Origin of the sequence: Corynebacterium sp. HMSC05E07, assembly GCF_001807225.1 — a bacterium.
GTDB classification, from domain to species: domain Bacteria; phylum Actinomycetota; class Actinomycetes; order Mycobacteriales; family Mycobacteriaceae; genus Corynebacterium; species Corynebacterium singulare.
In genome coordinates, this window is the sequence record NZ_KV788224.1 from 96,349 (window position 1) to 118,816 (window position 22,468).

General features: G+C 58.1%; 15 protein-coding genes. 7 read left to right on the forward strand and 8 right to left on the reverse strand.

The genetic code is table 11. From position 1 onward, the window contains the following. A partial coding sequence (locus tag HMPREF3149_RS05710) for a G5 domain-containing protein (RefSeq protein WP_210385413.1) occupies positions 1 to 2,655 on the forward strand: 2,655 nt, incomplete at its 5' end. Between the two features lie 404 nt (positions 2,656 to 3,059). On the opposite strand, the gene HMPREF3149_RS05720 is transcribed toward HMPREF3149_RS05710, so the two are convergent. Both HMPREF3149_RS05720 and HMPREF3149_RS05725 read right to left on the reverse strand, forming a co-directional pair. Next, positions 3,060 to 6,806, reverse strand: coding sequence for a multifunctional oxoglutarate decarboxylase/oxoglutarate dehydrogenase thiamine pyrophosphate-binding subunit/dihydrolipoyllysine-residue succinyltransferase subunit (locus tag HMPREF3149_RS05720; protein WP_070537066.1), 3,747 nt, complete (start codon positions 6,804 to 6,806; stop codon positions 3,060 to 3,062). A gap of 153 nt (positions 6,807 to 6,959) precedes the next feature. Next, on the reverse strand, positions 6,960 to 7,679 hold the full coding sequence (locus tag HMPREF3149_RS05725; protein ID WP_070537067.1) for a hypothetical protein: 720 nt from the start codon (positions 7,677 to 7,679) through the stop codon (positions 6,960 to 6,962). Positions 7,680 to 7,782: 103 nt separating this feature from the next. Here HMPREF3149_RS05725 and HMPREF3149_RS05730 point away from each other — a divergent pair, with 103 nt between their 5' ends. From HMPREF3149_RS05730 to HMPREF3149_RS05740, 3 genes are all read left to right on the forward strand, one after another. Next, the gene (locus HMPREF3149_RS05730; RefSeq protein WP_070537068.1) at positions 7,783 to 9,498 is read left to right on the forward strand and encodes a carboxylesterase/lipase family protein; all 1,716 of its coding nucleotides are present in this window, start codon (positions 7,783 to 7,785) and stop codon (positions 9,496 to 9,498) included. Between the two features lie 60 nt (positions 9,499 to 9,558). Next, a complete protein-coding gene (locus tag HMPREF3149_RS05735) occupies positions 9,559 to 10,434 on the forward strand; it encodes a DNA primase (protein ID WP_070537069.1) in 876 nt (291 codons plus the stop codon). A gap of 330 nt (positions 10,435 to 10,764) precedes the next feature. Further along, the gene (locus HMPREF3149_RS05740; RefSeq protein ID WP_246819953.1) at positions 10,765 to 11,358 is read left to right on the forward strand and encodes a hypothetical protein; all 594 of its coding nucleotides are present in this window, start codon (positions 10,765 to 10,767) and stop codon (positions 11,356 to 11,358) included. Positions 11,359 to 11,403: 45 nt separating this feature from the next. Here HMPREF3149_RS05740 and HMPREF3149_RS13870 read toward each other — a convergent pair whose 3' ends face one another. Beyond that, complete coding sequence (locus tag HMPREF3149_RS13870; RefSeq protein ID WP_246819954.1) at positions 11,404 to 11,940, reverse strand: hypothetical protein; 537 nt, start codon at positions 11,938 to 11,940, stop codon at positions 11,404 to 11,406. Between the two features lie 94 nt (positions 11,941 to 12,034). Here HMPREF3149_RS13870 and HMPREF3149_RS05750 point away from each other — a divergent pair, with 94 nt between their 5' ends. After that, on the forward strand, positions 12,035 to 13,273 hold the full coding sequence (locus HMPREF3149_RS05750; RefSeq protein WP_070537071.1) for an MFS transporter: 1,239 nt from the start codon (positions 12,035 to 12,037) through the stop codon (positions 13,271 to 13,273). A gap of 108 nt (positions 13,274 to 13,381) precedes the next feature. After that, positions 13,382 to 14,221 carry a MurR/RpiR family transcriptional regulator gene (locus HMPREF3149_RS05755; RefSeq protein ID WP_042530380.1) on the forward strand — a complete coding sequence of 280 codons (840 nt, stop codon included), beginning with the start codon at positions 13,382 to 13,384 and terminating at the stop codon, positions 14,219 to 14,221. A 187-nt stretch (positions 14,222 to 14,408) separates the two neighbouring features. Here the strand turns inward: HMPREF3149_RS05755 and HMPREF3149_RS13565 are convergent, their stop codons facing one another. The 5 genes from HMPREF3149_RS13565 to HMPREF3149_RS05775 form a co-directional block, all read right to left on the reverse strand. Beyond that, the gene (locus HMPREF3149_RS13565; RefSeq protein ID WP_158407798.1) at positions 14,409 to 14,576 is read right to left on the reverse strand and encodes a hypothetical protein; all 168 of its coding nucleotides are present in this window, start codon (positions 14,574 to 14,576) and stop codon (positions 14,409 to 14,411) included. 347 nt (positions 14,577 to 14,923) lie between these two features. Further along, on the reverse strand, positions 14,924 to 18,040 hold the full coding sequence (locus HMPREF3149_RS05760; RefSeq protein WP_070537072.1) for a DUF3427 domain-containing protein: 3,117 nt from the start codon (positions 18,038 to 18,040) through the stop codon (positions 14,924 to 14,926). Then, the gene (locus HMPREF3149_RS05765; protein ID WP_070537073.1) at positions 18,037 to 18,429 is read right to left on the reverse strand and encodes a (deoxy)nucleoside triphosphate pyrophosphohydrolase; all 393 of its coding nucleotides are present in this window, start codon (positions 18,427 to 18,429) and stop codon (positions 18,037 to 18,039) included. The genes HMPREF3149_RS05760 and HMPREF3149_RS05765 overlap by 4 nt, the downstream gene beginning before the upstream one ends. Positions 18,430 to 18,481: 52 nt before the next feature. Continuing rightward, positions 18,482 to 19,441 carry a formimidoylglutamase gene (hutG, locus tag HMPREF3149_RS05770; RefSeq protein ID WP_070537074.1) on the reverse strand — a complete coding sequence of 320 codons (960 nt, stop codon included), beginning with the start codon at positions 19,439 to 19,441 and terminating at the stop codon, positions 18,482 to 18,484. A gap of 2 nt (positions 19,442 to 19,443) precedes the next feature. Then, entirely contained in the window at positions 19,444 to 20,829 is a 1,386-nt protein-coding gene (locus tag HMPREF3149_RS05775) for an amino acid permease (RefSeq protein WP_141741458.1), read from the reverse strand. A 292-nt stretch (positions 20,830 to 21,121) separates the two neighbouring features. Here HMPREF3149_RS05775 and HMPREF3149_RS05780 point away from each other — a divergent pair, with 292 nt between their 5' ends. Then, on the forward strand, positions 21,122 to 22,468 hold the full coding sequence (locus tag HMPREF3149_RS05780; protein ID WP_070537075.1) for a YjiH family protein: 1,347 nt from the start codon (positions 21,122 to 21,124) through the stop codon (positions 22,466 to 22,468).

The following is a 22,468-nucleotide window of genomic DNA, read 5'->3' on the forward strand; positions in this document are numbered from 1 at the left end:
AAGACCGAGAAGCCGGTGCCGTTTGAGACCGAGATCGTCTTTGATGATTCCTTGAAGGCGGGGGAGCAGGTCGTCGATAAGCAGGGCGAGAACGGTACCGAGGTTGTTACCTCCACTCAGAAGATTGTCGACGGCAAGCCTTCTGGTGAGCCGACTGTGACCACCGAGCGCACCAAGGAGCCGACCAACGCGGTCATCCGCGTGGGAACCAAGACCGAGGGCACGAACACCACCGAGTCCGAGGTTGAGGTTCCGTTCGAGACCGAGATTCAGTTCGACGATTCCCTGCCTGCTGGCACCCAGGAGACCGTCCAGGAGGGCAAGCCGGGCAAGGATAAGGTCACCACGACCCAGACCATCGAGAACTCGAAGGTCACTGGAACGAAGACCACGACTGAACGCGTTGAGGAGCCGGTCAAGAAGATCATCAAGGTCGGCACCAAGGGTGACACCACCTCTAAGACCGTTGAGTGGACTGAGAGCACCCCGTTCGAGGTTGAGGTTCGCGAGAACCCTGATCTCAAGGCCGGCGAGACCAAGATTGTTCAGGAGGGCAAGCCGGGCGAGGTCAAGCACACCGTCACGGTGACTTCTGATAACGGTGACATCACCACGGACGATTCGACTGAGACCATCAGCGAGCCGACCAAGCAGATCATCGAGGTTGGTACCGCACCTTCCCAGACTGAGCTGAGCGATAAGCACACCGAGCAGCTGCCGTTTGAGACGATCATTGAGGTTGATCCGAACCTCGAGGCCGGCAAGGTCATTGAGGACCAGGCAGGTTCCTTCGGTGAGAAGGAAGTAACCAAGGTTTGGAAGCTGAAGGATGGTGTAGCCGTAGGCGACCCGGAGACGACTGAGAACGTCACCAAGGAGCCGACCCCGCGTAAGCTCCGCATAGGTGCCAAGACCGTCACGGAGACCCAGAAGGTTACCGAGACGGAGAAGGTTACCGAGACGAACAACACCACGACGACCGTGACTGAAAAGGAGCCGGCACCGGCCCCCGCGCCGCAGATCGAGCGTTCTTTCTACGGTGTCCAACTGGTCAAGCCTGGCCAGTCTGAATCCCAGGATGTCAAGAACCACACGGACGGCAACACCTATGAGGTGCCGTCGGATGTTGATGGTTGGAGCGTCTCTGTTGATGAGAACGGCAAGGTGACGGCGACCGCACCGTCGACAGCAAAGTCTGGCGACTACATTGAGGTCCCAGTAACGGTGACCCCGAAGGATGGCAAGCCGTACGTGACCAACGCGGTGTTTATCGTCAAGGAGGACGCACCGATTGTGCCGCCGGAGCCGAGCGACCCAGAGGTCATCACGGCGCCGACCTACAACCCGGACGTCATCAAGGCTGGTGACACCAAGACGGTTGGTATCAACTACGGTCACACCGAGGGCAACACCTACGAGTTGGGTGAAGTTCCGTCTGGCTGGATTGTGACCATTGATGAGTCCACCGGTGAGCTGACGGTAACCCCGCCGGCTGACACCCCGAGCGGCACCATCAAGGAGATTCCGGTGAAGGTCACCACCAAGGATGGCGAGGTCTTTAACATCAAGACCGTCATCGGTGTGGTCAGTGATAACTGTGGTTGCGAACCGGTAGAGCCAGTTGAACCGACTGAGGATCCGAGCGAGGAACCTGGTAACACGGACAACAATCCGAAGCCAGAGCCAAACGATCCGGAGGTGCCAGCGGATCCGACCGGTGGCAGTGAGGAGCCGAATCCAGCGCCGGGTACTACCCCGACTGAGGATCCAACCGAGGACCCGACCGAGGACCCGACCGAGGACCCGACGGTTACCGTTACGGTCACTGAGGATCCGTCCAAGCCGACGCCGAGCGACGAGCCTAAGCCGACGAAGGAGGACCCGACGCCGTCTGGTGAGAACCCAACTGTGACGGTTACTGTGACCGAGACGCCGAACCAGCCGACCACGGATACTAAGCCGTCAGAGGGGCCGAAGGACCCAACTACGGACCCGAAGGACCCAACCGAGGACCCGACGGTTACCGTTACGGTCACTGAGGATCCGTCCAAGCCGACGCCGAGCGACGAGCCTAAGCCGACGAAGGAGGACCCGACGCCGTCTGGTGAGAACCCAACTGTGACGGTTACTGTGACCGAGACGCCGAACAAGCCGACCACGGATACTAAACCGTCAGAGGACCCGACCAAGCCAGCCGAGCCAAACGACCCGGACGAGCCAGGTACCCCAGAGGTTGACGGACTGTGGCCGGTACTCATCCCGCTGGTCCTGGTACCTGCGGTTCTTGGACACATCATGAACCAGCCGCACAACCCGGCAGCGCCGGCGCAGCCGGCTAAGCCGCTGAAGCCGGAGACCCCGAAGGACGCGGTGGAGCAGCTGAAGCCGCAGGATCCCAAGGCTCCGAATGCGGCAGAACAGCCGAACTCGATTGAGTCCAAGGATGTTGAGTCCAACGATGTTCAGCCGAGCCAGAGCGACAACACCAGCCGCTACACTGGCACAAGCCCGAACACGACGGATTCCAACAAGAGCACCAACTCTGGTCTTCTGGCCAACACTGGTGCGAACGTCCTTGGCCTTCTTGCCGCAGGCCTAGCCCTTATCGCTGGTGCCGCACTGCTGCTGCGCCCTGGTCGCCGCAAGGAATCCTAGAACTGACAAGGATCCCTGGGGGCCGGCCTGGCCCTTAGGCAACGGCGTGACACGGCCGTGAAAAAGAGCCCGAGCATCTGCTCGGGCTCTTCCTTGTATTCAGGGCACTCCGGAACTCATGTCCTTGCGAGGCCAGGGTGAGGGTGTGTGACGCTTGGACGATGGGGGAGGCGTCGACAAGCGCGCGAATGGTACAGCAGGGGCGCTGCGCCGTATCACGATGCTTGTTGGCCAGCAATTGTTAACCGCGCGGGGTAGTGGCGCTGCGATGGCCACGGCCAGTACGTGCAGGGAAGGGGCCGGGGCCACGGTGCAGCGCCGGCGCATGGCAAAGACCCCGGCCGCCACGACTCGGATGTGAGTGCGGCGACCGGGGCCAGTGCGTGTAGAGGACCTAGGCGTCTTTAGACGTCGAAGGCTTCCTCCAACAGGTTCTTCTGCTCAATCTGGTGAACCTTTGCGTTACCGGTGGCAGTCGAGGACTGCGAGCGGCGGGAAACGCGGACCATCTCCGGCATATCCGGAATGAGCTCACGCAGGTGCTCGTTGTAGAACGGCCACGGACCCTGGTTGGCCGGCTCGTCCTGAACGAAGCGAATCTGCTCAGCGTTCGGGTAAGACTTGAAGGCCTCACCCAGACGGTTGAACGGGATCGGGTGGAGCATCTCTACGCGCACGATGGCGATGTCATCGCGGCCGTCGGCCTCACGCTTCTTGGCCAGCTCCCAGTAGAGCTTGCCGGAGACCAGCATGATGGTCTTGACCTTCTCTGGGTCCCCAACCTTCTTGCCATTGATGTCGAAGAAGTTCGGGTCATTGATGACGGATTGGAACTTCGTGACCTCAGTGAAGTCGGAGACCGAAGAGGTCGCTGCCTTGTTACGCAGCATGGACTTCGGGGTGAAGACAACCAGCGGACGCTTCATCTCACCGAGAGCCTGGCGGCGCAGCAGGTGGAAGTGGTTAGCCGGAGTGGACGGCTGGGCCACAGTCATGGAGCCCTCAGCACACAGCTGCAGGTAACGCTCGATGCGGGCGGAGGAGTGGTCTGGGCCCTGGCCTTCGTAGCCGTGCGGCAGCAACAGGATCAGGCTGGAAAGCTGGCCCCACTTGGCCTCACCGGAGGAAATGTACTCATCGATGATGGTCTGCGCACCGTTGGCAAAGTCACCGAACTGCGCCTCCCAGGCCACAACAGCATCCGGGTTACCCACGGTGTAGCCGTATTCGAAGCCCATGCCGGCAAACTCAGTCAGAGCGGAGTTGTACACCATGAACTTGCCGCCGTTGCCCTTGGACCCAGCCAGGTGAGCAACCGGGTTGTATTCCTCGCCGGAGTTTGGGTCAAAGGCCACTGCGTGGCGCTGGGTGAAGGTACCGCGGCGGGAATCTTCGCCGGCCAGGCGGACGACCTTGCCAGAGTTCGCCAGGGAGCCGAAGGCAATGAGTTCGCCCCAGCCCCAGTCGATGCCACCCTCGCGGGAGGTCTTCTGGCGGTCCTTAGCAACCTTGCCCACACGCTTGTGGTACTCAAAGCCCTCCGGCGGGGTGCCGTAGGCATCGCCGATTTCGGCCAGTTCCTCGGCGGTGATGGAGGTGTCCAGACCACGAGTCAGCTCCTGGGAGGAGGTGATGCCGGTCTGCTCCTTCGGGCCAGCCTTCTCAGCTTCCTTGTGCTCAGCGAAGACGGACTCCATCTGGTCGTGGAAGTCACGTGCTGCTGCCTCTGCCTCGTCATCAGACAGGTCGCCGCGGCCAATGAGTTCCTCGGTGTAGCGCTCACGGACGGACTTGTGGTTATCAATGATGTCGTAGAGCTGCGGCTGGGTCATGGACGGGTCGTCGGCCTCGTTGTGGCCGCGCAGGCGGTAGCACACGAGGTCGATGAAGACATCCTTGCCAAAGCGGCGGCGGTATTCGGTGGCAAGCTTACCTACCCAGACAACGGCCTCCGGATTATCACCGTTGACGTGGAAGACCGGGCAGTCAAAGCCCTTCGCCAGGTCGGTGGCGTAGTGCGTGGATCGGCCCGAATCCGGGGTAGTGGTGAAGCCCACCTGGTTGTTGACCACGACGTGGACGGTACCGCCGGTGGTGTAACCACGCAGCTGAGAAAGGTTGATGGTTTCCTGAACCACGCCCAGTCCGGCGAAGGATGCATCACCGTGCAGCATGATCGGGACAACGGTGTGGCCCTCCGGGCCCTTGTCCAGGATGTCCTGCTTGGCGCGGGCAATACCTTCCATGACCGGGTCAACGGCCTCAAGGTGGGACGGGTTTGCAGCCAGTGTGACCTTGATTTCACCGTCGCCGAACATCTGCAGGTGCTCGCCCTCGGCGCCCAGGTGGTACTTCACGTCACCGGAGCCGCCGAGCTGGCCACCCTTGTAGTTGCCGTCGAACTCGCCGAAGATATCGGCCAGCGGCTTGCCCACAATGTTGAAGAGAACGTTCAGACGGCCACGGTGCGGCATACCAATAACGACCTCGTCGAGGTCCTGGCCGGCGGCAGTGTCAACGATGGAATCTAGTAGCGCAATGAGGGACTCAGCGCCTTCGAGGGAGAAGCGCTTCTGACCCACGTACTTGGTCTGCAGGAAGTTCTCGAAAGCCTCAGCGGCGTTGACCTTCTGCAGGATGTACTTTTGCTCAGAGTTGGTCGGCTTCGGCATGCCGGCCTCGATCTGCTCCTGCAGCCAACCGCGCTCGTCGCGGTCCATGATGTGGGCGTACTCGGAGCCTACCTTTAGGGTGTACGCGGAGCGCAGACGGGTGACGACTTCACGCAGCGTCATGGTCTCCTTGCCACCGAAGCCACCGACATTGAAGGTGCGGTCGAGGTCCCAGATGGTCAGACCGTGGGTAGCGAGGTCCAAGTCGCGGTGATCCGGCCACGGCAGACCAGGCTGCTTCCAGCCCAACGGGTTGACGTCCGCAAGCAGGTGACCACGGGAGCGGTAGGCCTCGATGTACTGCATGACGCGCGTGTTCTTATCGACGCCCGTGTTCGGGACGTCGGCAGCCCAGCGGAAGGGCTGGTACGGCACGTCGAGGGACTTGAAGAGCTCGTCCCAGAAGGCATTGTCCAGAATCAGCTCACCGATGGTGCGCAGGAACTCACCGGACTCCGCGCCCTGAATAACGCGGTGGTCGTAGGTGGAGGTCAAGGTAACGAGACGGCCCACGCCCATGTCTGCCAGGCGGTCAGGGGAGGTGCCAGCGAACTCAGCCGGGTAATCCATGGAGCCCACGCCAATGATGGAGCCAGAGCCCTTGGTCAGGCGTGCGATGGAGTGACGGGTACCAATACCGCCCGGGTTGGTGAGGTTAATGGTGACGCCGGAGAAGTCATCCATCGTCAGCTTGTTCTTGCGGGAGCGGTCCACAATGTCCTGGTAGGCATCGATGAACTCGGCGAAGGTCTTGTTCTCCGCCTCCTTAATAGCAGCAACCACGAGGGCGCGGGAGCCGTCCTTCTGCGGAAGGTCGATGGCCAAGCCCAGGTTGACGTGCTCCGGCTGAACCACAGTGGGCTTGCCGTCCTTGATTTCGTAGCGCACGTTCATGTCCGGGTGGATCTGAACGGCCTTAACGAGGGCGTAGCCCAGGATATGGGTAAAGGAGATCTTGCCGCCGCGGGTGCGCTTAAGATGATCATTGATCATCGCACGGTTTTCCCACATGAGCTTGACTGGGATGTCACGCACAGTGGTAGCGGTAGGAATCTCCAGAGACTCGTCCATGTTCTTAGCAATGGCCTTGAACATGCCCTTGAGCGGGCGGGAACCCGGCTCCGGTGCGTCCTGGATGCGGTCGAGCGGGGACTCGGCCTTTTTCTTGTCTGCCTTCGCCTTCGTGGCAGAAGTCTTGGAATCGCTCGGAGCCTTGGCACCCGGGGCGGCGGGGGACTTTTCAGCGCGTGCGGAGTCCTTGGACTCAGCAGCGCCCGCCTTGTCCTTGGCCGGGGCAGAAGCCTTGGAGCTGGAGGCCTTTGCGGAGGAGGCCTTGGGCTGTGCGGCTTGCTTGGGAGCTCCGTTTGCCTCAAAGTAGTCGCGCCACTCCTTATCTACGGAGTTGGGGTCCTTTGAGTACTGCTGGAACTGTTCGTCAATCAGCCACGCGTTCGGGCCGTAGATGCTCGAGTTGCTCACGGCAGGTGTTCGCCTCTTTCTGTGCTTCTAAGTTTGTCTTTAGTCGACTCTAGTAGGCCGTTCCATGGGTGCGAAAGGCACCCCGAAAGGTGTCTCCTCATATGATACGGCCCCTGTAAGTTTGCTCACTACCCTGGGGCGCGTTTCCCGTGTTTATTCCCCCTGCAGGGGGGAGAGCTGGGTGTCCGAATGCTTCATAACTTGGCGGGCAAGTTTACGGTTGGCAGTCGTTCCCAGTACCGCACCGACACCCATCGGCAGGAGCTTGGAGAGCCATGCCCACTTGTGCTTCTTTCGGGCCTGCTTGAGGAAGAGCTTGGTCAGTCGTCCGTTGATACCGCTCAGGGTGGGGCCGGAGAAGCGGGAAAGGGTAGCGGCCGACTTCATGCCGGAGAGCGTTGTGACGTCACCCAGCAGAGTATCGACCAGAGCGCTGCCTTGGGATCCGGTAAGGACAACGAGGACGAGAGCGCGGCGGCGCTCTTCATCACGAATGTCATCGCCGCGCAGGTGTGCGGAGGCCAAGATGTACCAGGCAGCGGCCTCGAGGAAAAGGAGTGATTCCGCACCAATGGCTGCAGCACCAGACACCAAACCGATGCCGGGGATGGCCGCTGAGGCGCCCGCAGCCGCACCGGTTCCAGAGACAATGTTGAGGAAGTGCTTGTCAATGAGCTCCTGCAGCTCTTGAGGGCTGGCATTCTTGTTGCTCTTCTTCAAGCGTTCGACGTAGCCGATGATGATAGAGGACTGTGCCGAGATCACCTTGTTGAGTGCGGCCATGAAGCTCTGGCTAATGCGGTTGTTTTCATCCACTTCGAGCTTCTCCACAGCGGCGGGTTCGTCCTGTGTCTTTTCTCCAAGTCCAAACATGTTTTTCACCTGATTTCGTCTAATTTATAAACAGTATGTACACCACCGTATCGAAAAACGTGTCCCCAGCGCGGAGCCAGGCTGTGGCATTAGTCTAGGTGCTATGAGCGAGTACGAGCCTTTCCCTCCGCGTGAGGTCAGCGCGGCTGCGGCCCGCCTGCTTGCTGAGAACCTGCATGCCCGCGCCCACGCAGCCCATGAGGCTGCCAAGACGGCGCTAGCGGATGACATCACTGTTTTAACGACCTCGGGATGGGTTCGCGGCTGCATTGAGGAGGAGTTGCGCCCTGACCGGCCAATCTCTTCTCCGGTGCGCTCATGGCGTGGGATTCCCTTCGGAGCGGATACCTCGGGAGATCAGCGTTTCCAGGAACCAAGGCCGGCACCGGCCTGGGAGGGGATCAGGGATTGCCGTGAGTTTGGACACGTGGCACCCCAGCCGGTTTATTCGTGGACGGATCGTATTGAGGGCTCGGAGGATTGCCTGACGCTCGATATCGTCCGCCCACACACTCAGCACAGCTCTGAATTCGTGCCAAATACGGAGAAGCTTCCCGTTGTTGTCTATTTACACGGTGGCAGCTTCATCGTTGGGTCCTCTCACATGCTCATGCTTCGCGGCTTTGAGTTCGCGGCGCAGATGGACGTGGTCTACGTGTCCGTCAATTTCCGTTTGGGGGCCTTGGGCTATCTAGATGTCCGCAGTCTTGGCGGGGAGGCCTGTGCCAACCCTGCCGTGGCGGATCAGGTTCTTGCTTTGGAATGGGTCCGCAAAAACATTGCTGCCTTTGGTGGTGACCCGGACAACGTCACCCTCATGGGTGAATCTGCCGGTGGCGCAGCAGTTCTCACGCTTTTGGCTGTTCCTCGTGCAGAGGGCTTATTTCACCGAGCTATTGCGCAGTCACCGCCGATTGGCATGATTCATTCGCGCGCTCAATCCATGTTCTGGGCGCGCGAGCTGGTGGACAAGATGGCGCTGCCTCGGGATGCAACGGCTGAGGATCTGCGGCGGGAGGACTTCGCGGATCTGGTGCGCTCTGGGCAGTCGATGATGTGGCGCGCGGGTGAGCTGCTGTATTTGAATTCCTGTTACGCCCCCACCGTGGATGGTGAACTCATTCCGCAGCATCCTATTGAAGCGTTTGAGGATGGTGCCCAACACCCAGTGCCGTTGCTCATCGGTACGAATTCCGGTGAAGCCAGCTTCGGTAAGTTTCTCTACCAACGTCAAAGCTCCCGAGAGCGCGCCGCGTTGCGCCTTCTGGCTTCCTTCGATCCGGAGAGCGCCCCTGATGTGGTCGCTGCCTATGGTGGGGCGGTGTCTCGTCGGGACTTTGGAGACTTGCTTACCGACGCCCTGTTCTGGGGCCCCACCGTCCGTGTTGCGGGTGAGCATGCGCGCCGTTATCCCACCTGGATGTACCGTTTCGATTTCGCCCCTGCGGCTCTGCGTTGGTTGGGCTTGGGAGCGATGCATTCGATGGAGCTATCCAATATCTTTGGTGACCCTGGGGCGTCGCGGGTGTCCTTTCTGACCACCATGGGTAAGTCCTCCGATATGGAAGAGGTTACTGAGAATATGCAGGCCCAATGGGGTTCATTCATCCGGAACGGTGCTCCGCTAGAGGATTGGCCGCGATACCGTTCCCCACAGCGCGAGACGATGATCTTTGACGTGGAACCTCATGTGGAATCGGCACCGATGGAATCGCGCCGCCAGGCGTGGGAGTCCTATGACATGTTGGAGTGGGGAACCGGACGTCCAGAAATCTTAAAGCGTCTGGGTTTCATGCCCGATGGCCACGATCGCGGGTAGGATGTGGGTGGCCTTGGCAGCAGCCGGGGTGAGACCGCCACATGGATGGATGTTAATCACATGAGCTTTTTTGAAGATATCGCTTCTGCGCTGGACGGGGAGGGTATTGAGTCCCGCGTCAACGATGATGTGATGTTTGTGCCCATCACCTCCGATTTGGAAATCCAGTTTGTGGAAATTGACCCGATTCTCCCCGCGGCCAACGTCTACATTGCTGCCGCGGATGTAGATGAGGATGATGAGGATTTTGAAGCAGTTCTCGTCTCCGTTGCCTTTTCCGTGGAGGATGCGGTGGAGGCGGTGTCTCGCCACATTGCCACCGACCAAGTGGTCACCGTGCTGCGAGACCTGCTTGAGGGTACCGATGAGCGCATTGCCGAGTTGGAGTTTGTCCAGGATGAGTTCAACCCGAACCTCGTCGTGGCTGACGTTGCTAACGATTCCGAATTGCGCGTTCTCGTTGAGACTATTGACGGTGTTCCGAGTGCAGTCGTGCGATTCCTCTCGTTTGACTTCGACGAAGAGGAACTCGACGAGCTTGAGGATGAGGCCATCAACGAGTTGTGGGAGAACGACTCTGTGGAGGACTTGAGGGAGGAGGAGCGCGTCGCGCTTTTCGACGCCGGGGAGTTCGACGACACCACCCTTGCCCCCATCATCGAAGTGCCTGCTGAGGCTCTTGAGCTTGGTACCTACACCGATTTTGATCGTCTTTTCGACGTCCTGAGTTTGGTCTCGGATCAGGCCTTGGATTGGGAGGCTCAGCTCGTTAGCGTGGATGACCCGGACTTTGATGAGCCGGACGTTTATGACATCTTCGGCGCTGACGATGAGGATGATGACGTGCTCTTCGACGATGACGAAGATGATGAGGACGACGACACCGATGTGGACGCTGATAATTCCAATGGTGAGGCTGACGACAGCGAAGGCTAGTCGCTTCGTGCGGAAGGGCGCGCTAGGATAATCGGGTACATTTTTGAACTCGATGAGGGGCGTCCAGGGACCATGCCGGTTGATATGGCTTTTCGCGGCCAGCGAATCTGCGTTGGTTTCGCCCTAGCATGTGCTGCATTCGCGTGGTGCCTCACGCTTGACCCAAACTTTGAACATGCCGATAGGACGTTTGAATCCGTCCTGCCAGCATCGGTCTGGGGTTTGAGCCTTCTTAGTGGGTTACTCTTTTTTGCCTCTCAATGGGGGACGCTGAGAAGCCATGCGATCATCAACCCGCTGTTTGCTATCGCCGTCAACATATTGGGATCCTTGTTGATCTTCAACCTCAACATTCCGCTGTATTTGGACACCGCCGGAACGATGTTTATCGCCATTCTCTATGGTCCAATTCTTGGCATGGGGACATCGGTGCTCTCAGTGAGTCTTGGGGCCGTCAGCAATCCGCTGGGCTTGGCATATGTTCCAAACGCCGTGATCGTGGCCTATTTGGTGGGGTGGATGGCTCGCCGCGGCGTGTTTAAGCGAATGATAGCCACGCTGCTCTCAGGCTATGGGCTTGGAATCGTGGCGGGGTTGGTGTCCTTGCCGTCGACACTGCTTGCGTTTGATGAGAATCTTCAGCGCGGACCCCGAGAGCTCACGAACTTCATCCTGTTGATTGTCCATGATGAAAACATTGCTGCGCTGATTCAGGCGATGAGTTCTGACCCCATCGATAAGGCCTTTACTGTGGTCCTCGTGTGCTTGGCCATTCGCTTTGCGCCGAAGCCCATCCGGTACTTCTTCGATCGCCCCGAAACCCATGCAGCCGTTGGCCGGGTCCTGACTGAGGACCGTTTTACGCTCTCACTAGATGAAGAGCCGCCCCACGGTCTTCTAGACCGCCTGCAGCGCTACTTGTAGCCGAACCCCCGGTGTGGAGGAGACAGCCATCGTAGGCGTAGCGGCTTAGGCCGCCTGGCTAAAGCCTTCGAAAAGTGACAGTGGTGACCGCACCGGGGTGTAGGAACTATCAACAAGCCACACAAAGGTTGCGGCGCTGCTGCTAGAAATCTCGTGCACGGCTGACACCAAGTCTTCTGGGACGAGCGTGCGGACCCACGCTTCAGCTAAGGCTGGCGATACTGGTTGTCCTGACGGAGACGTAATACGCACGGTAATGAGATAAGCCGGTACCCGCTTTTCACCGAAACCCAAAACGCGAGCCTGGGCGCGCTCGCCAACGCGATGACGGGAGACGGTGAGCGTCAGCGGTGGGGTAGATTCACCTTCTCTAGTCCGGAGCGACACAGGTGGCAGAGACTGTGACGGCGGCCGCCACTGCGGCGTGGGTCGGGCAAGTGAGCGTGGATGGTGGATGATGCTCTCGATGGATTCGAGGATCTCGGGGTGATGGAAAAGGATGTCCGCAGTGAGCTCACCGGTATCGATAGGAGATTGAATGGAGCGTGGGGAAGTGGTGCGAAAGGCGTTGTAGTTCTTCATGGCCTTCACACTAGAAGAGGGGATGGACACGAATTCGACTACAGTAGAAAATAAGTTCGATTATTTGGAGGGGTAGGCTACAGTTAGTGAAGCTATGAGTGACGGTGTGATGCAAGAACTAAAGATTCCGCGAGAAATCTGGGTGATGGTCTCGGCGGGTTTCATTATTGCCTTAGGCTACGGGCTGATTGCCCCATTGCTTCCCCAATTCATCGTCAGTTTCGATGTCTCGATGGCTGCCGCTGGGCTCGTCGTGTCCATATTCTCTGCGAGCCGCCTGATTTTCGCCCCTGCGGCGGGGCGCCTCATTGATCGAGCAGGAACGCGGGGCGTGTACCTCACTGGCTTGTTAACTGTCGCCATCACCACCGGACTAGTGAGCATTGCCCAGGACTATTGGCACATTGTGGTGCTGCGCGCTATTGCCGGAATCGGATCCACCATGTTCACCGTGGCAGCGATGTCCCTTATCGTGAAATTATCTCCTCCCGCTATTCGGGGGCGCTGCTCGGCGACGTACGCGACATCCTTCCTCCTGGGTAATGTTATTGGTCCACTCGTCGGCGCCAGCTTGTCCTTCCTTGGTTTTCGTTGGCCCTTCTTCATCTATGGGGTTGGGGTAGCAGTCGCTGCGCTCGTGGTCTGGGTGCTTATGCCCGTGGTCGACGAAGCTGAAGATCCGCGGCGTCGTTTGCCGCCGATGCGACTGCAGGAGGCATGGGGGGATACAGCCTATCGTGCGGTGCTTACCTCCAACTTTGCGCAGGGCTGGATCAATATGGGAGTGCGAGTTGCGGTGCTGCCTCTCTTTGCTGCTGCCATATTCCATAACGGTGCGGAAGCTTCCGGCATAGCACTAGCGGTCTTTGCTGCTGGCAATGCCGTTGTTCTGCAGTTTTCTGGATCGTGGTCGGACCAGGTTGGCCGGCGTCCTTTAATTATTGCTGGTTTGGTGGGGTCGGCGGTGTTTGTGGGAACTCTGGGCTTGGCGCACACCGTCTGGATGCTCCTTCTCCTGTCCGCCTTCGCCGGTGCTTCTTCTGGGCTCATTGTGCCGTCCCAGCAGGCGGCCATCGCTGATGTGGTGGGATCGAAGCGTTCTGGTGGGCAAGTCTTGTCTACCTTCCAGATGGCCGGTGACTTTGGGCAGATCCTCGGCCCCATCGTCATTGGATTCCTTGCGGACCACTACGGTTTCGAGGTGGCCTTTGCGCTCTGTGCTGTAGTGGCGGCAGGGGGTGTCGTTGCGTGGAGCTTTGGCCGCGACACTTTGCAAGACAGGAAGATTATTTTGCAGCGATTGCGCCGCGACTATAAACCAAGGTTATACTAGCCAGCAGGAATGTTAATGTTTGCGTTATTTTTCAGCAATATGCCACTGCACCCGCAACATTTTGAAGAAAAATGTCACGATCTAAAAATTTTTTGTTAAACTCGGGGTGTGAATTTTCAACAAAGGGTGGAGCGTCACCGGTCGGAACTTAGCAGGGCGGATGAGGCAGTTGTCGACGTTATCCTGAGTCGCCCCCAAGAGGCAGCTTTGTGGCGTGGCGAAGATGTCGCTGCAAAAGCCGGTGTGCACGGTTCGGCCGTAACTCGTACAGCGAAGAAGCTCGGATATAAAGGCTACTTGGAACTGCGTCAAGAGCTGCGCATGCTGCATGATCAGTATCTTGCCGCTGAGCATTCAAGCAGTAGTCAGACTTTCCGTAACGAGGCCGGCCAGACCATTTTGGGGCAGCTCGTCTCGAAGGAGTTGGACTCCCTGTCCGTGGCGTCGGGAAGCGTAGACCAGCACTCCGTCAACAAGGCTGCGGACTTGGTCATGAACGCTCGCGATATTTACATCTATGGCCGCGGTAACTCTATCCCGTTGTGCGACCAAGCTGAGCGTCGCCTGCGTCGACTCGGACGTTCGGTACACGACCTGTCTGGGGAGACCGACCGGGATATTGCTGAACAGCTCCTGCTTATGGGTGAGCCCGATTTGCTCTTGGTGTTTGCTTTCCGTCGCTCGACGCGCTCGCTCCGCCAGCTACTGAACTACGCTGAGATGGTGAAATGCAAGGTCATCCTCATTACAGATGATCTGCGTATCGTCCACCCAGTTCCCGTGGTGACTCTCGCGGCCCCGCGTGGCGATGAAGGAGCCTTCACTACTCTCTCTGTCCCGATGCTTATGCTGAACGCGATTGTGCTGTCCATTCTGCAACGCTACGAACATGACGTTGCCCCGTATCAGCAGAAACTTCAGAACATTCTGAATGGTTTCGAGCTGTAACGCTTGCTTTCGCTTCACTTCACTGTGCGTAAACCCCCACTCGATGTGGGGGGTCTCGTGCTTTAATGCGGGTTGCTGAATGTAAGCAAAGCCGCCAATGTGGTGAGGCTATTGTGTCCTCGGCTGAATTAGCGGTAAAAGCGATGGGGCAGGAGTGGGGGCGTGGCTCTAGTGGCCGGGGTGCTCTTTAGTGGATAGTGCGAGCTCGCTGGCTGCAGGCGGCCCAGCGCGGGTTATTGCCTGACGAAGACTTGAAGTTACGCTCGCGGAAACGCGTGAAGCCATAGTTAGAAGACTCGGAACCGGTGTTCGGGCGGCTCCATCGCTTTTGGTTATTCTCGCTGGCGGCGTCCATGTCCTTCCTCCGTCTGTTTCTGGCTAGCCATTTATACTTAGCTCATTTTAAGCTGATGAGAGAATGCTAGGTTAGGCTGTGTTGTTAGTCAATTTCACAGAGTGAGATCTTTCCATTCGGGGGTAGCTAGGCGTTGTACGTGTGGCCAATCGGAAAAATGGTTTACGTGTCATCAACTGCGGTTATCTATCGGCCCATCGTATTTGGGGGTGACTGGAGGTGTCCGAATTTAACTCAAGTCACCTGACGTTTGGATCCTGAAAATTCTTATAACAATTCGACGCAACTGTGCAAAATAACTTGCATTGTGCGGGTGGGGATCTAGACCAAAGGAGTTGTAATCGTATTTAGGCTACCGTGCGACCGGCGGTATAGAGTCTCTTCGGCATGTCACGGCGAAGGCGCCACTCAAACTGGATGGGCTTTTCACCCCTGTGGTCAACGTAATCGACGTTGCCGAGGAAAGTGTACGCCGATGCTGTTTCAACCTTGTTCTTCTTGGTAAAGCGTGTAGCAATGATGATATTGCCGCCGCGCTCGCGGTGTGTGATGTAACGCTCGGCCATCGCGGACTTGAGCGACGTTGTGGATTGTGACTCCCAATGCAATAGATCAGGGGACAACGGATAGTCGCGATAGTTAGTTGAAGCACTGACGTTTTCATCTTTCTGGAAGGTGATCAGGAACAGATCAGTATTCGACCTGTCGAAGCGTTTGACTCCTTCGCGCGGTAGGTTCGCCAATTTTTTGAGAGGTCCGTCATCCAGTGCCCCAATGAGTTCGGCAAGGCTGTAGTCTGCATGTGTTTCGAGCACGCTACTCGAAGACCTCTTCGGGATAACGCGGGATTCGTCGAGCGAGTATCGCATGACTTGGTTAACTTCGTTAACGAAGGCTGGGTAGGACCGGATAAGTGAGAACGCATCATCCAAAGTGGCGGGAACTGCTCTATTGGAGTTGGCCCAGAGAGCTAGAGTGAGCATGGTGGCATATCGCTTCTCCCGGTCATCCATGTCTTTTTCTGAAGGGCCGTTCGCTGCCATGAGACGGCTATAGGCTTCGACACGATCAGGGTCATTAATGTGGAGGAGCACGCGAATGCGGCTAAGAAGGAAACTCTCTACCTCATCTTCTATCGGCGATGGGAGGAGATTCTCGTCCCTGAGCAACGTCGTCCACGAAATTCCTTTGCGGCGGTAGATGTCCTCCACGGGAATATCGGAGGTGTGGAGGAAGGCTGAGAGGTCAGTAGTGCCGTGTTCGCTAATCTGAGCCCTAATTTTCTTAATGGAGTTGCGTGCCAGACGCTTAACGTTAGCCAGTACGCGTTCGGTCGTCACGCGGTCCAAGGTGATGTGGGAACCTGGCGGCGCGGTAGGAAAGCCTTGCTCTATTTCTCTGATTAAGCTCTTGCCGCGAGCGGCGGTGAGTACCTTGTAGCGCTCCTCAAAGTCGAATTCCTCATGTTGGAGGCCGAGAAAGTCAAAGACAATACACGCATCCTTCCCCTCGTTGAGACGTAGGCCGCGGCCAAGTTGCTGGACGAAGAGTACCGGGCTTTGAGTAGGGCGAAGGAGCAAAAGAGTGTTCACGGAAGGGATATCGACGCCTTCGTTGAAAATGTCGACGGCGAAAATGATTTTGATGTGGCCGTCGCGAAGCTGCGACAGAGCTTTTTGACGTTCCTGAGTGGTCAGTCTGCTGCTTACCGCTAGCGAAGGAATCCCGAATGCATTGAACTGCTCCGCCATGTACTCAGCGTGAGCGATAGACACACAGAAGCCGAGTGCCTTCATGGAAGCTAAGTCGAAGATGCGACGGTTGAGTTCATTGATGATAAACCTGGTTCGCTTTTCGCCGGCCTTGATGTACAACTCGCTGAGCTCTGATGCCTTGTAATCCTTCTTGCCTTGAACCCATGTCAAGCTCGTAAGGTCGGTATTGTCGTCGACGCCGTAGTAGTGCAACGGCGCCAGCAGTTGGAGCCGCAGTGCGTCCCATAGGCGAAGTTCATGGGCAACACGGTAATCGAAGAACTTTTGGACGTTGTGACCGTCGCCGCGCTCTGGGGTTGCCGTCAGTCCTAGAAGCTCGCGGGGCTGGAGGTAGTCCAAAATCTTCCGATAGGTTGCTGCTTCAGCGTGGTGAAACTCGTCGATCACGACGATCTCAAAGTGCTCGGGCGAGATGCGAGTCACGCGCTCTCCATGAAGCGACTGGATGCTCGCAAAAACGTGGTCCCAGTGATGAGGCTCCGAACCTCCGACAAGAAGCTCGCCGAAGTCAGAGGCCTGGAGAACTTCGCGATATGTGCGGTGGGCTTGTTCAAGAATCTCGCGGCGATGAGCAATGAACAGCAGCCGAGGCCTACGACCGTAGGATTCACAAAGTCGACGATAATCCAGCGCGGCTACCACTGTCTTTCCAGTACCGGTGGCTGCAATGAGAAGGTTCTTATGGCGGTCGTGGAGTTCACGCTCGGAACGCAACGCCTCTAGCATCTCCTGCTGGTAGGCGTATGGCTCGACGCGAAGTCCCGACAGTTCGAGTTTATGTCCCGATGCGGAGCCGAGGAACTGTGCTCCGTGCAGTGCTTCTAGCAGTCGATCGTAATCCCGTGCTGGCTCAAAAACCTTGAAATGATTATCATGCCAGTAGCTCTCGAAGGTCTTGATGAACTTTTCAATAATTTCCGGGGTGGAGGATCGAGAACCGCGAACGTTCCATTCCCAGCCGTCGACCAGCGCTGAGCGCGACAGGTTAGAGCTACCAATGAAGGCGGTATCGAAGCCTGATCTACGACGGAAAAGCCAGGCCTTAGCGTGGAGACGCGTCGATTTGTGTTCGTAACAAATGCGAACCTCGGCGTTGTAGTCTTCGACAAGGCGGCGAACCGCGGCGGCTTCGGTCGCACCGCAGTACGTCGAGGTGATCACACGAAGCGGAATTTGATGATCTCGCACATACTCAAGCTCGTCACTGATTACGGAGATCCCTGAGCTCTTGATGAAGGCACACAGTAGATCGACGGAGTCTGCAGTCCGGATTTCGCGGGCAATCTCTACCGACATATTGGTGTCATCCACACTATTGGTGAATAACGCGCTGGTGTTGAGGGAGACTTCAGGAAGAGAGGGAGGGTCAGCAAGCTCCGACCTGTAGATGGCGTAGAGCAACTGCTCAGCAGACATCCTCTCGTCTGAACCAAGGTGCTGCGCAAGGCTATTGATGAGCGCTACACGTTGTTCCGGATTCCTGATCTCGGTGAGTCGCTGCTCAAGGATCTTGGCGAAATGCTGCGCAACTGCAGCAGCAAACCTTGGACTCACCTCGGCGGAGCTATCCTCCACAATGCCCGAAGCAGCCGTGGGAATAGCCCGTTTTGTCTCCTCTATGCGCTCGTGAATACGGGCGGTAACAGGAGTTTCATATATGCCGAAAGGAAGGAGAGAGTGGGAGGTCATAGGCGCGACGAGATGAGTTCGACTGCTGGGATGTCTGCCGGTGCCCAGTCGAGTGTTTGAGCCTCAGCTGCGGTGACCCAGCGGGTGGCGTCATGGTCAGTAAGAACCAGCTCACCAGACTGGATAGTACACAGGAACGTGGTTAGTTCGATGGTGGCGAAGTCATATGTGTGGACAGTCGTGGTTACTTTGTCACCGACGACCGCCGTGAGGGAGAGCTCCTCGCTGAGTTCGCGAGCCAGGGCCTCTTCAGGAGACTCGCCCGGTTCAATCTTGCCACCGGGGAATTCCCACAATCCTGCCAAAGACTTTCCGGGAGCTTTTCGACAGGCCAAGACACGATCGCCATCAACAAAGATGGCGCCGACAACGCGAATCGGTGAACACATGGGACCAGTATGCCGGCTGGCCCGACTCTTATCCAGAGAACCCAAACTTTGACTAGACAGCGGGGACGGAAAAGTGCGCGTTCACGATGTCGTCGATAAGCCGGGCTGCAAGCTTGGCGGTGCGGGAGTCGAGGTCGAAAGAGGGGTTGAGCTCGACAACGTCGACAAGCGCAAGGCGTCCGGTGGAGGCGATGGAGATGGCAAGGTCGCGGATGATGCGAAGATCCACACCGAGGCCGGCGGGGGCAGAAACACCGGGGGCTTGGGCGGCGGGGAGGACATCCAAGTCGATGGAGAGGTGGATGGGGGACGAGTCGGCGCAGAGCTGTGTGGCGTGGGAACGCAGCTCATCCCGAGTCATGGCGAGCAGTTCCTCATCCAGGGTGATGGTGACACCGAGGTTGGCAGCCTCGTCGAAAAGAACCTTCGTGTTATTGGGGCGGGAGATGCCGAGAACGGAGTAAGCGAAATGTTCGGGGCCGACCAGCTCAGAAATCTGTTTGAAAGGAGTGCCAGACGTGGGCACATCGGCGGTGCGCAGATCGAAGTGAGCATCGAGGTTGATGATGTTCAGTGGGCCCTGAGCCCGGAAAGCGCCGCGGTGCGAGCCGAAGGCTGTCTCATGGCCACCGCCGAGAATGATCGGCAGGTGGCCTGCACGAGAGAGGGCCTCCACAGCGTCCGATAGGCGCTCATGGGAGGACTCGAGGTCGGTGCCTTGGGTGGTGATCGTGCCGGCGTCGTAAAGCACATGCTCATGGTGCAGCGCCAGGGAACCCAACGCGGCGCGCAAGGCAGCCGGGCCTTCCGCCGCGCCGGGGCGGCCATGGTTGCGTTCCACACCCTCATCAGAAGCGAAGCCAAGCAGGGCGATGCCAGGCTGTGCCTGAGGGTTCGTCACATCGAGGGGGCGGATCACACTGTGCCACCGCGCATGATCAGGACCTGGTCCATCGGAGCGGCCGGACCACTCAGGGGCAGGGGAGTACGCGGGGGCATCAACGCTGTTCATAGCTATCCTTTCGAGGTGGGAATGGAGTCACTGCTGGTGGCCTGAGTCCGGCGGCCCGTGACGTAGAAAATGGCGGTCATGAGGATGATGAAGCCAACGCCCACAGCAAGGGCCGGGCGGTACTGTGCCTGCCATGCCATGATGCCAAAAGTAAACGTGATGAAGGCGATGGCGAAGTATTGGCCCCATGGCCAGAAGGGAACCGTGTAGGTAAGGCTTGCGCGTTCCTCCGGGGACATCTTCTTGCGGGAGGCCACGTGGGCCAGAAGAATCATAAGCCAGACGTAGATGGTGGCGAAGGTAGCCAGGGAGGCAATGACCTCAAAAACATTCTCCGGGATAAGGGCGTTAAGGGCGGTACCGATGACCATGACGATAAGCAGGATGACCATGGTCATGACTGGTACGCCGCGTGCTTTCTTGGCCATGATCGCGGGGGCAAGGTTCTGGCGAGCTAAACCGGTGAGGACATTGCCAGCGCCGAAGAGATCGGCGTTGATGGCAGAGACCGCCGCGGTGATGACCACGACGTTGAGTGCGGCAGCGGCCCACGTGACGCCCAAGGTGGAGAAGATTTGGACAAAAGGACTTTCCTCACCGGTAATGGTGCGCCACGGGTTAATCATGAGGATGACCAGGATGGCGAGCACATAGAAGAGGAGGATGCGTACGGGGATGGTGTTGACGGCCTTTGGCACGGACTTCTCCGGTTCCTCAGCCTCCGCACTGGCGACGCCCACAATCTCCGTACCACCGAAGGCAAAGAGCACAAGGATAAAAGAGGCAATCATGCCGGACGGGCCGTTGGGGAAGAAGCCGCCATCGTTCACAAGGTTGGCGGGGCCAGTGGTCTCCGCGGTGGAGAGGCCGAAGGCCAAGACCGCTACGCCGCCAAGAATCATGGCGACGACTGCCCCGACCTTGACGATGGTAAAGGCGAATTCGAGCTCGCCGAAGGCCTTGACTGTTGCGAGGTTCGCACCGCCAACGAGGAGAAGCGTGGCAGCAACCCAGACCCATTGCGGTGAGCCGGGAAACCAGAATTGCATGTAGACGCCGATGGCGGTGAGGTCCGCGAGCGCCACGATGACCATCTCAAAGGCGAACATCCAACCGGTGATGTAACCAGCCCAGGGGCCGAGGAAGGCGCGCGCGTACTCAGCGAAAGACCCCGTGACCGGGTGGTGCACGGACATCTCGCCGAGTGCCCGCAGGAGGAAGTACACCACGGCGCCGCCAAGGAGATAGACCAGCAACACTGAGGGGCCGGCAGCTTGGATGGCGCTGGCGGAGCCGTAGAAGAGGCCGGTGCCGATGGCCGAGCCAAGTGCGATGAAGTGCAGGTGGCGGTGCTTGAGGCCTCTGCGCTGGGTGGTGGTCTCGGGCACGATGGCCGTCCTCCTCCTTTGTTACTAGTGCGAGTGGACAATGCGTCTGAGAGCTACTTTCCTCTAGTTGCCGCGCGGGGTCAATTCCATGACATTCTGTTCAGTGACGTGTCTTTCACTAGGTACCCGGGGGTGAGCTGGATGACATTTAAGAAAAATGTGGTTAGTATTCTTGTGACCCGCGTGTGGCTGTTGCGTGGGCATGGTTGGCGTGTCTTCCTTCACCGTGTGTTGGTGGGCTGCCTGCCGTGCTAGAGACGTGTACTTTGTCGCCCATTCCGTGAGGTAAAACATGAACAACGAAGACGCCCTTGTTGACGCCTTCTATGAAACCGAAGATGCCACGCCCACGAAAAAGGGGCTGTGGCGGCTGTTTGTCTACAGTGCCATCGGAGCTTTCGTCTTCTTTTTCCCCATTAGTTACGACGGGAAGAAGTCCATACCGCTTGACCATATGGTCACCATCATCCGTACACACGCAGAAGCTGCGGTGCCGTGGATTATTTTGGCGCTGGCCGTCTATGGCACCGTGCGCAGCATTGTGAACAAAAACTGGCGGGACGGCGCCATGCAAGCTGTGTTTACCGTGCTCAATGTCGTGGGCATGGTCGTTTCTTTCCTCATGGTGATAGGGACTTTGCCAGGAGTGCTGGCACATGAGGACATCGTTCCCTTCCTGTGGAACTCCATCGCCACGCCCGTAGGGCTTATCGTCCCCATTGGTGGTGCCTTCTTGGGCCTGCTTATTGGTTATGGCCTGCTGGAGTTCGTAGGCGTGTTCATGCAACCCATCATGCGGCCGCTCTGGCGCACGCCAGGGCGCTCCGCCATCGATGCCGTGGCTTCCTTTGTGGGTTCCTACTCGCTGGGTATTCTCATTACTGACCGGGTGTACCAGCGCGGCGGGTATACCGCCCGCGAGGCTTCCATCATCGCGACGGGTTTCTCCACGGTGTCTGCCGCTTTTATGGTCATAGTGGCCAAGCAGCTGGACTTGATGGACATGTGGGGAATCTATTTTGCTGTGTCCCTGGTGGTGACGTTCGTTGTTACCGCTATCACCGTGTGGATTCCGCCGCTCAGCACCATCCCCAACGAGTATGTTTCCGGCGTGACACCGGACCCAGAGAAGCCGGTCAAGGGCAATTACTTCTCAGCAGCATGGAGGGAAGCTTTGTTGCAGCTCGACCGTGCACCGTCGTTGAGGGCAGCTATCTGGGAGAACCTGCGCGACGGCGCGCGCATGGCCGCGGCCATTGTTCCGTCCATCATGTCGGTCGGCCTCATTGGCCTGCTGCTGGCTAAATTCACGCCGCTCTTTGATTGGTTGGGCTATGTGTTCTATCCCTTCGCATGGATTGTGCAGCTTCCAGAACCCGAGCTAGCGGGTAAAGCTGCAGCGATGGGGATTGCGGAAATGTTCCTACCAGCCACCATGGTGGCGGATTCCTCCAGCCTGACGCTGAAATTCGTCATCGGCGTGGTAGCGGTGTCTGCCATCATCTTCTTTTCTGCACTGGTGCCGTGCATTCTGGCCACCAAGATTCCTATCAAGCTATGGCACTTGGTTGTTATCTGGTTCGAGCGCGTGGTCCTTACCATTATCATTGCCACTCCGATTGCTTTCCTCGTGACCTAG

Bases quoted from the DNA above. Each gene is read 5' to 3' on its own strand.
- HMPREF3149_RS05730 (WP_070537068.1), top strand. From the start codon at position 7,783: ATGAGCGAGTACGAGCCTTTCCCTCCGCGTGAGGTCAGCGCGGCTGCG.
- HMPREF3149_RS05760 (WP_070537072.1), bottom strand. From the start codon at position 18,040: ATGACCTCCCACTCTCTCCTTCCTTTCGGCATATATGAAACTCCTGTT.
- HMPREF3149_RS13870 (WP_246819954.1), bottom strand. From the start codon at position 11,940: ATGAAGAACTACAACGCCTTTCGCACCACTTCCCCACGCTCCATTCAA.
- HMPREF3149_RS05750 (WP_070537071.1), top strand. From the start codon at position 12,035: ATGAGTGACGGTGTGATGCAAGAACTAAAGATTCCGCGAGAAATCTGG.
- HMPREF3149_RS13565 (WP_158407798.1), bottom strand. From the start codon at position 14,576: ATGGACGCCGCCAGCGAGAATAACCAAAAGCGATGGAGCCGCCCGAAC.
- HMPREF3149_RS05725 (WP_070537067.1), bottom strand. From the start codon at position 7,679: ATGTTTGGACTTGGAGAAAAGACACAGGACGAACCCGCCGCTGTGGAG.
- HMPREF3149_RS05765 (WP_070537073.1), bottom strand. From the start codon at position 18,429: ATGTGTTCACCGATTCGCGTTGTCGGCGCCATCTTTGTTGATGGCGAT.
- HMPREF3149_RS05735 (WP_070537069.1), top strand. From the start codon at position 9,559: ATGAGCTTTTTTGAAGATATCGCTTCTGCGCTGGACGGGGAGGGTATT.
- HMPREF3149_RS05780 (WP_070537075.1), top strand. From the start codon at position 21,122: ATGAACAACGAAGACGCCCTTGTTGACGCCTTCTATGAAACCGAAGAT.
- hutG (WP_070537074.1), bottom strand. From the start codon at position 19,441: ATGAACAGCGTTGATGCCCCCGCGTACTCCCCTGCCCCTGAGTGGTCC.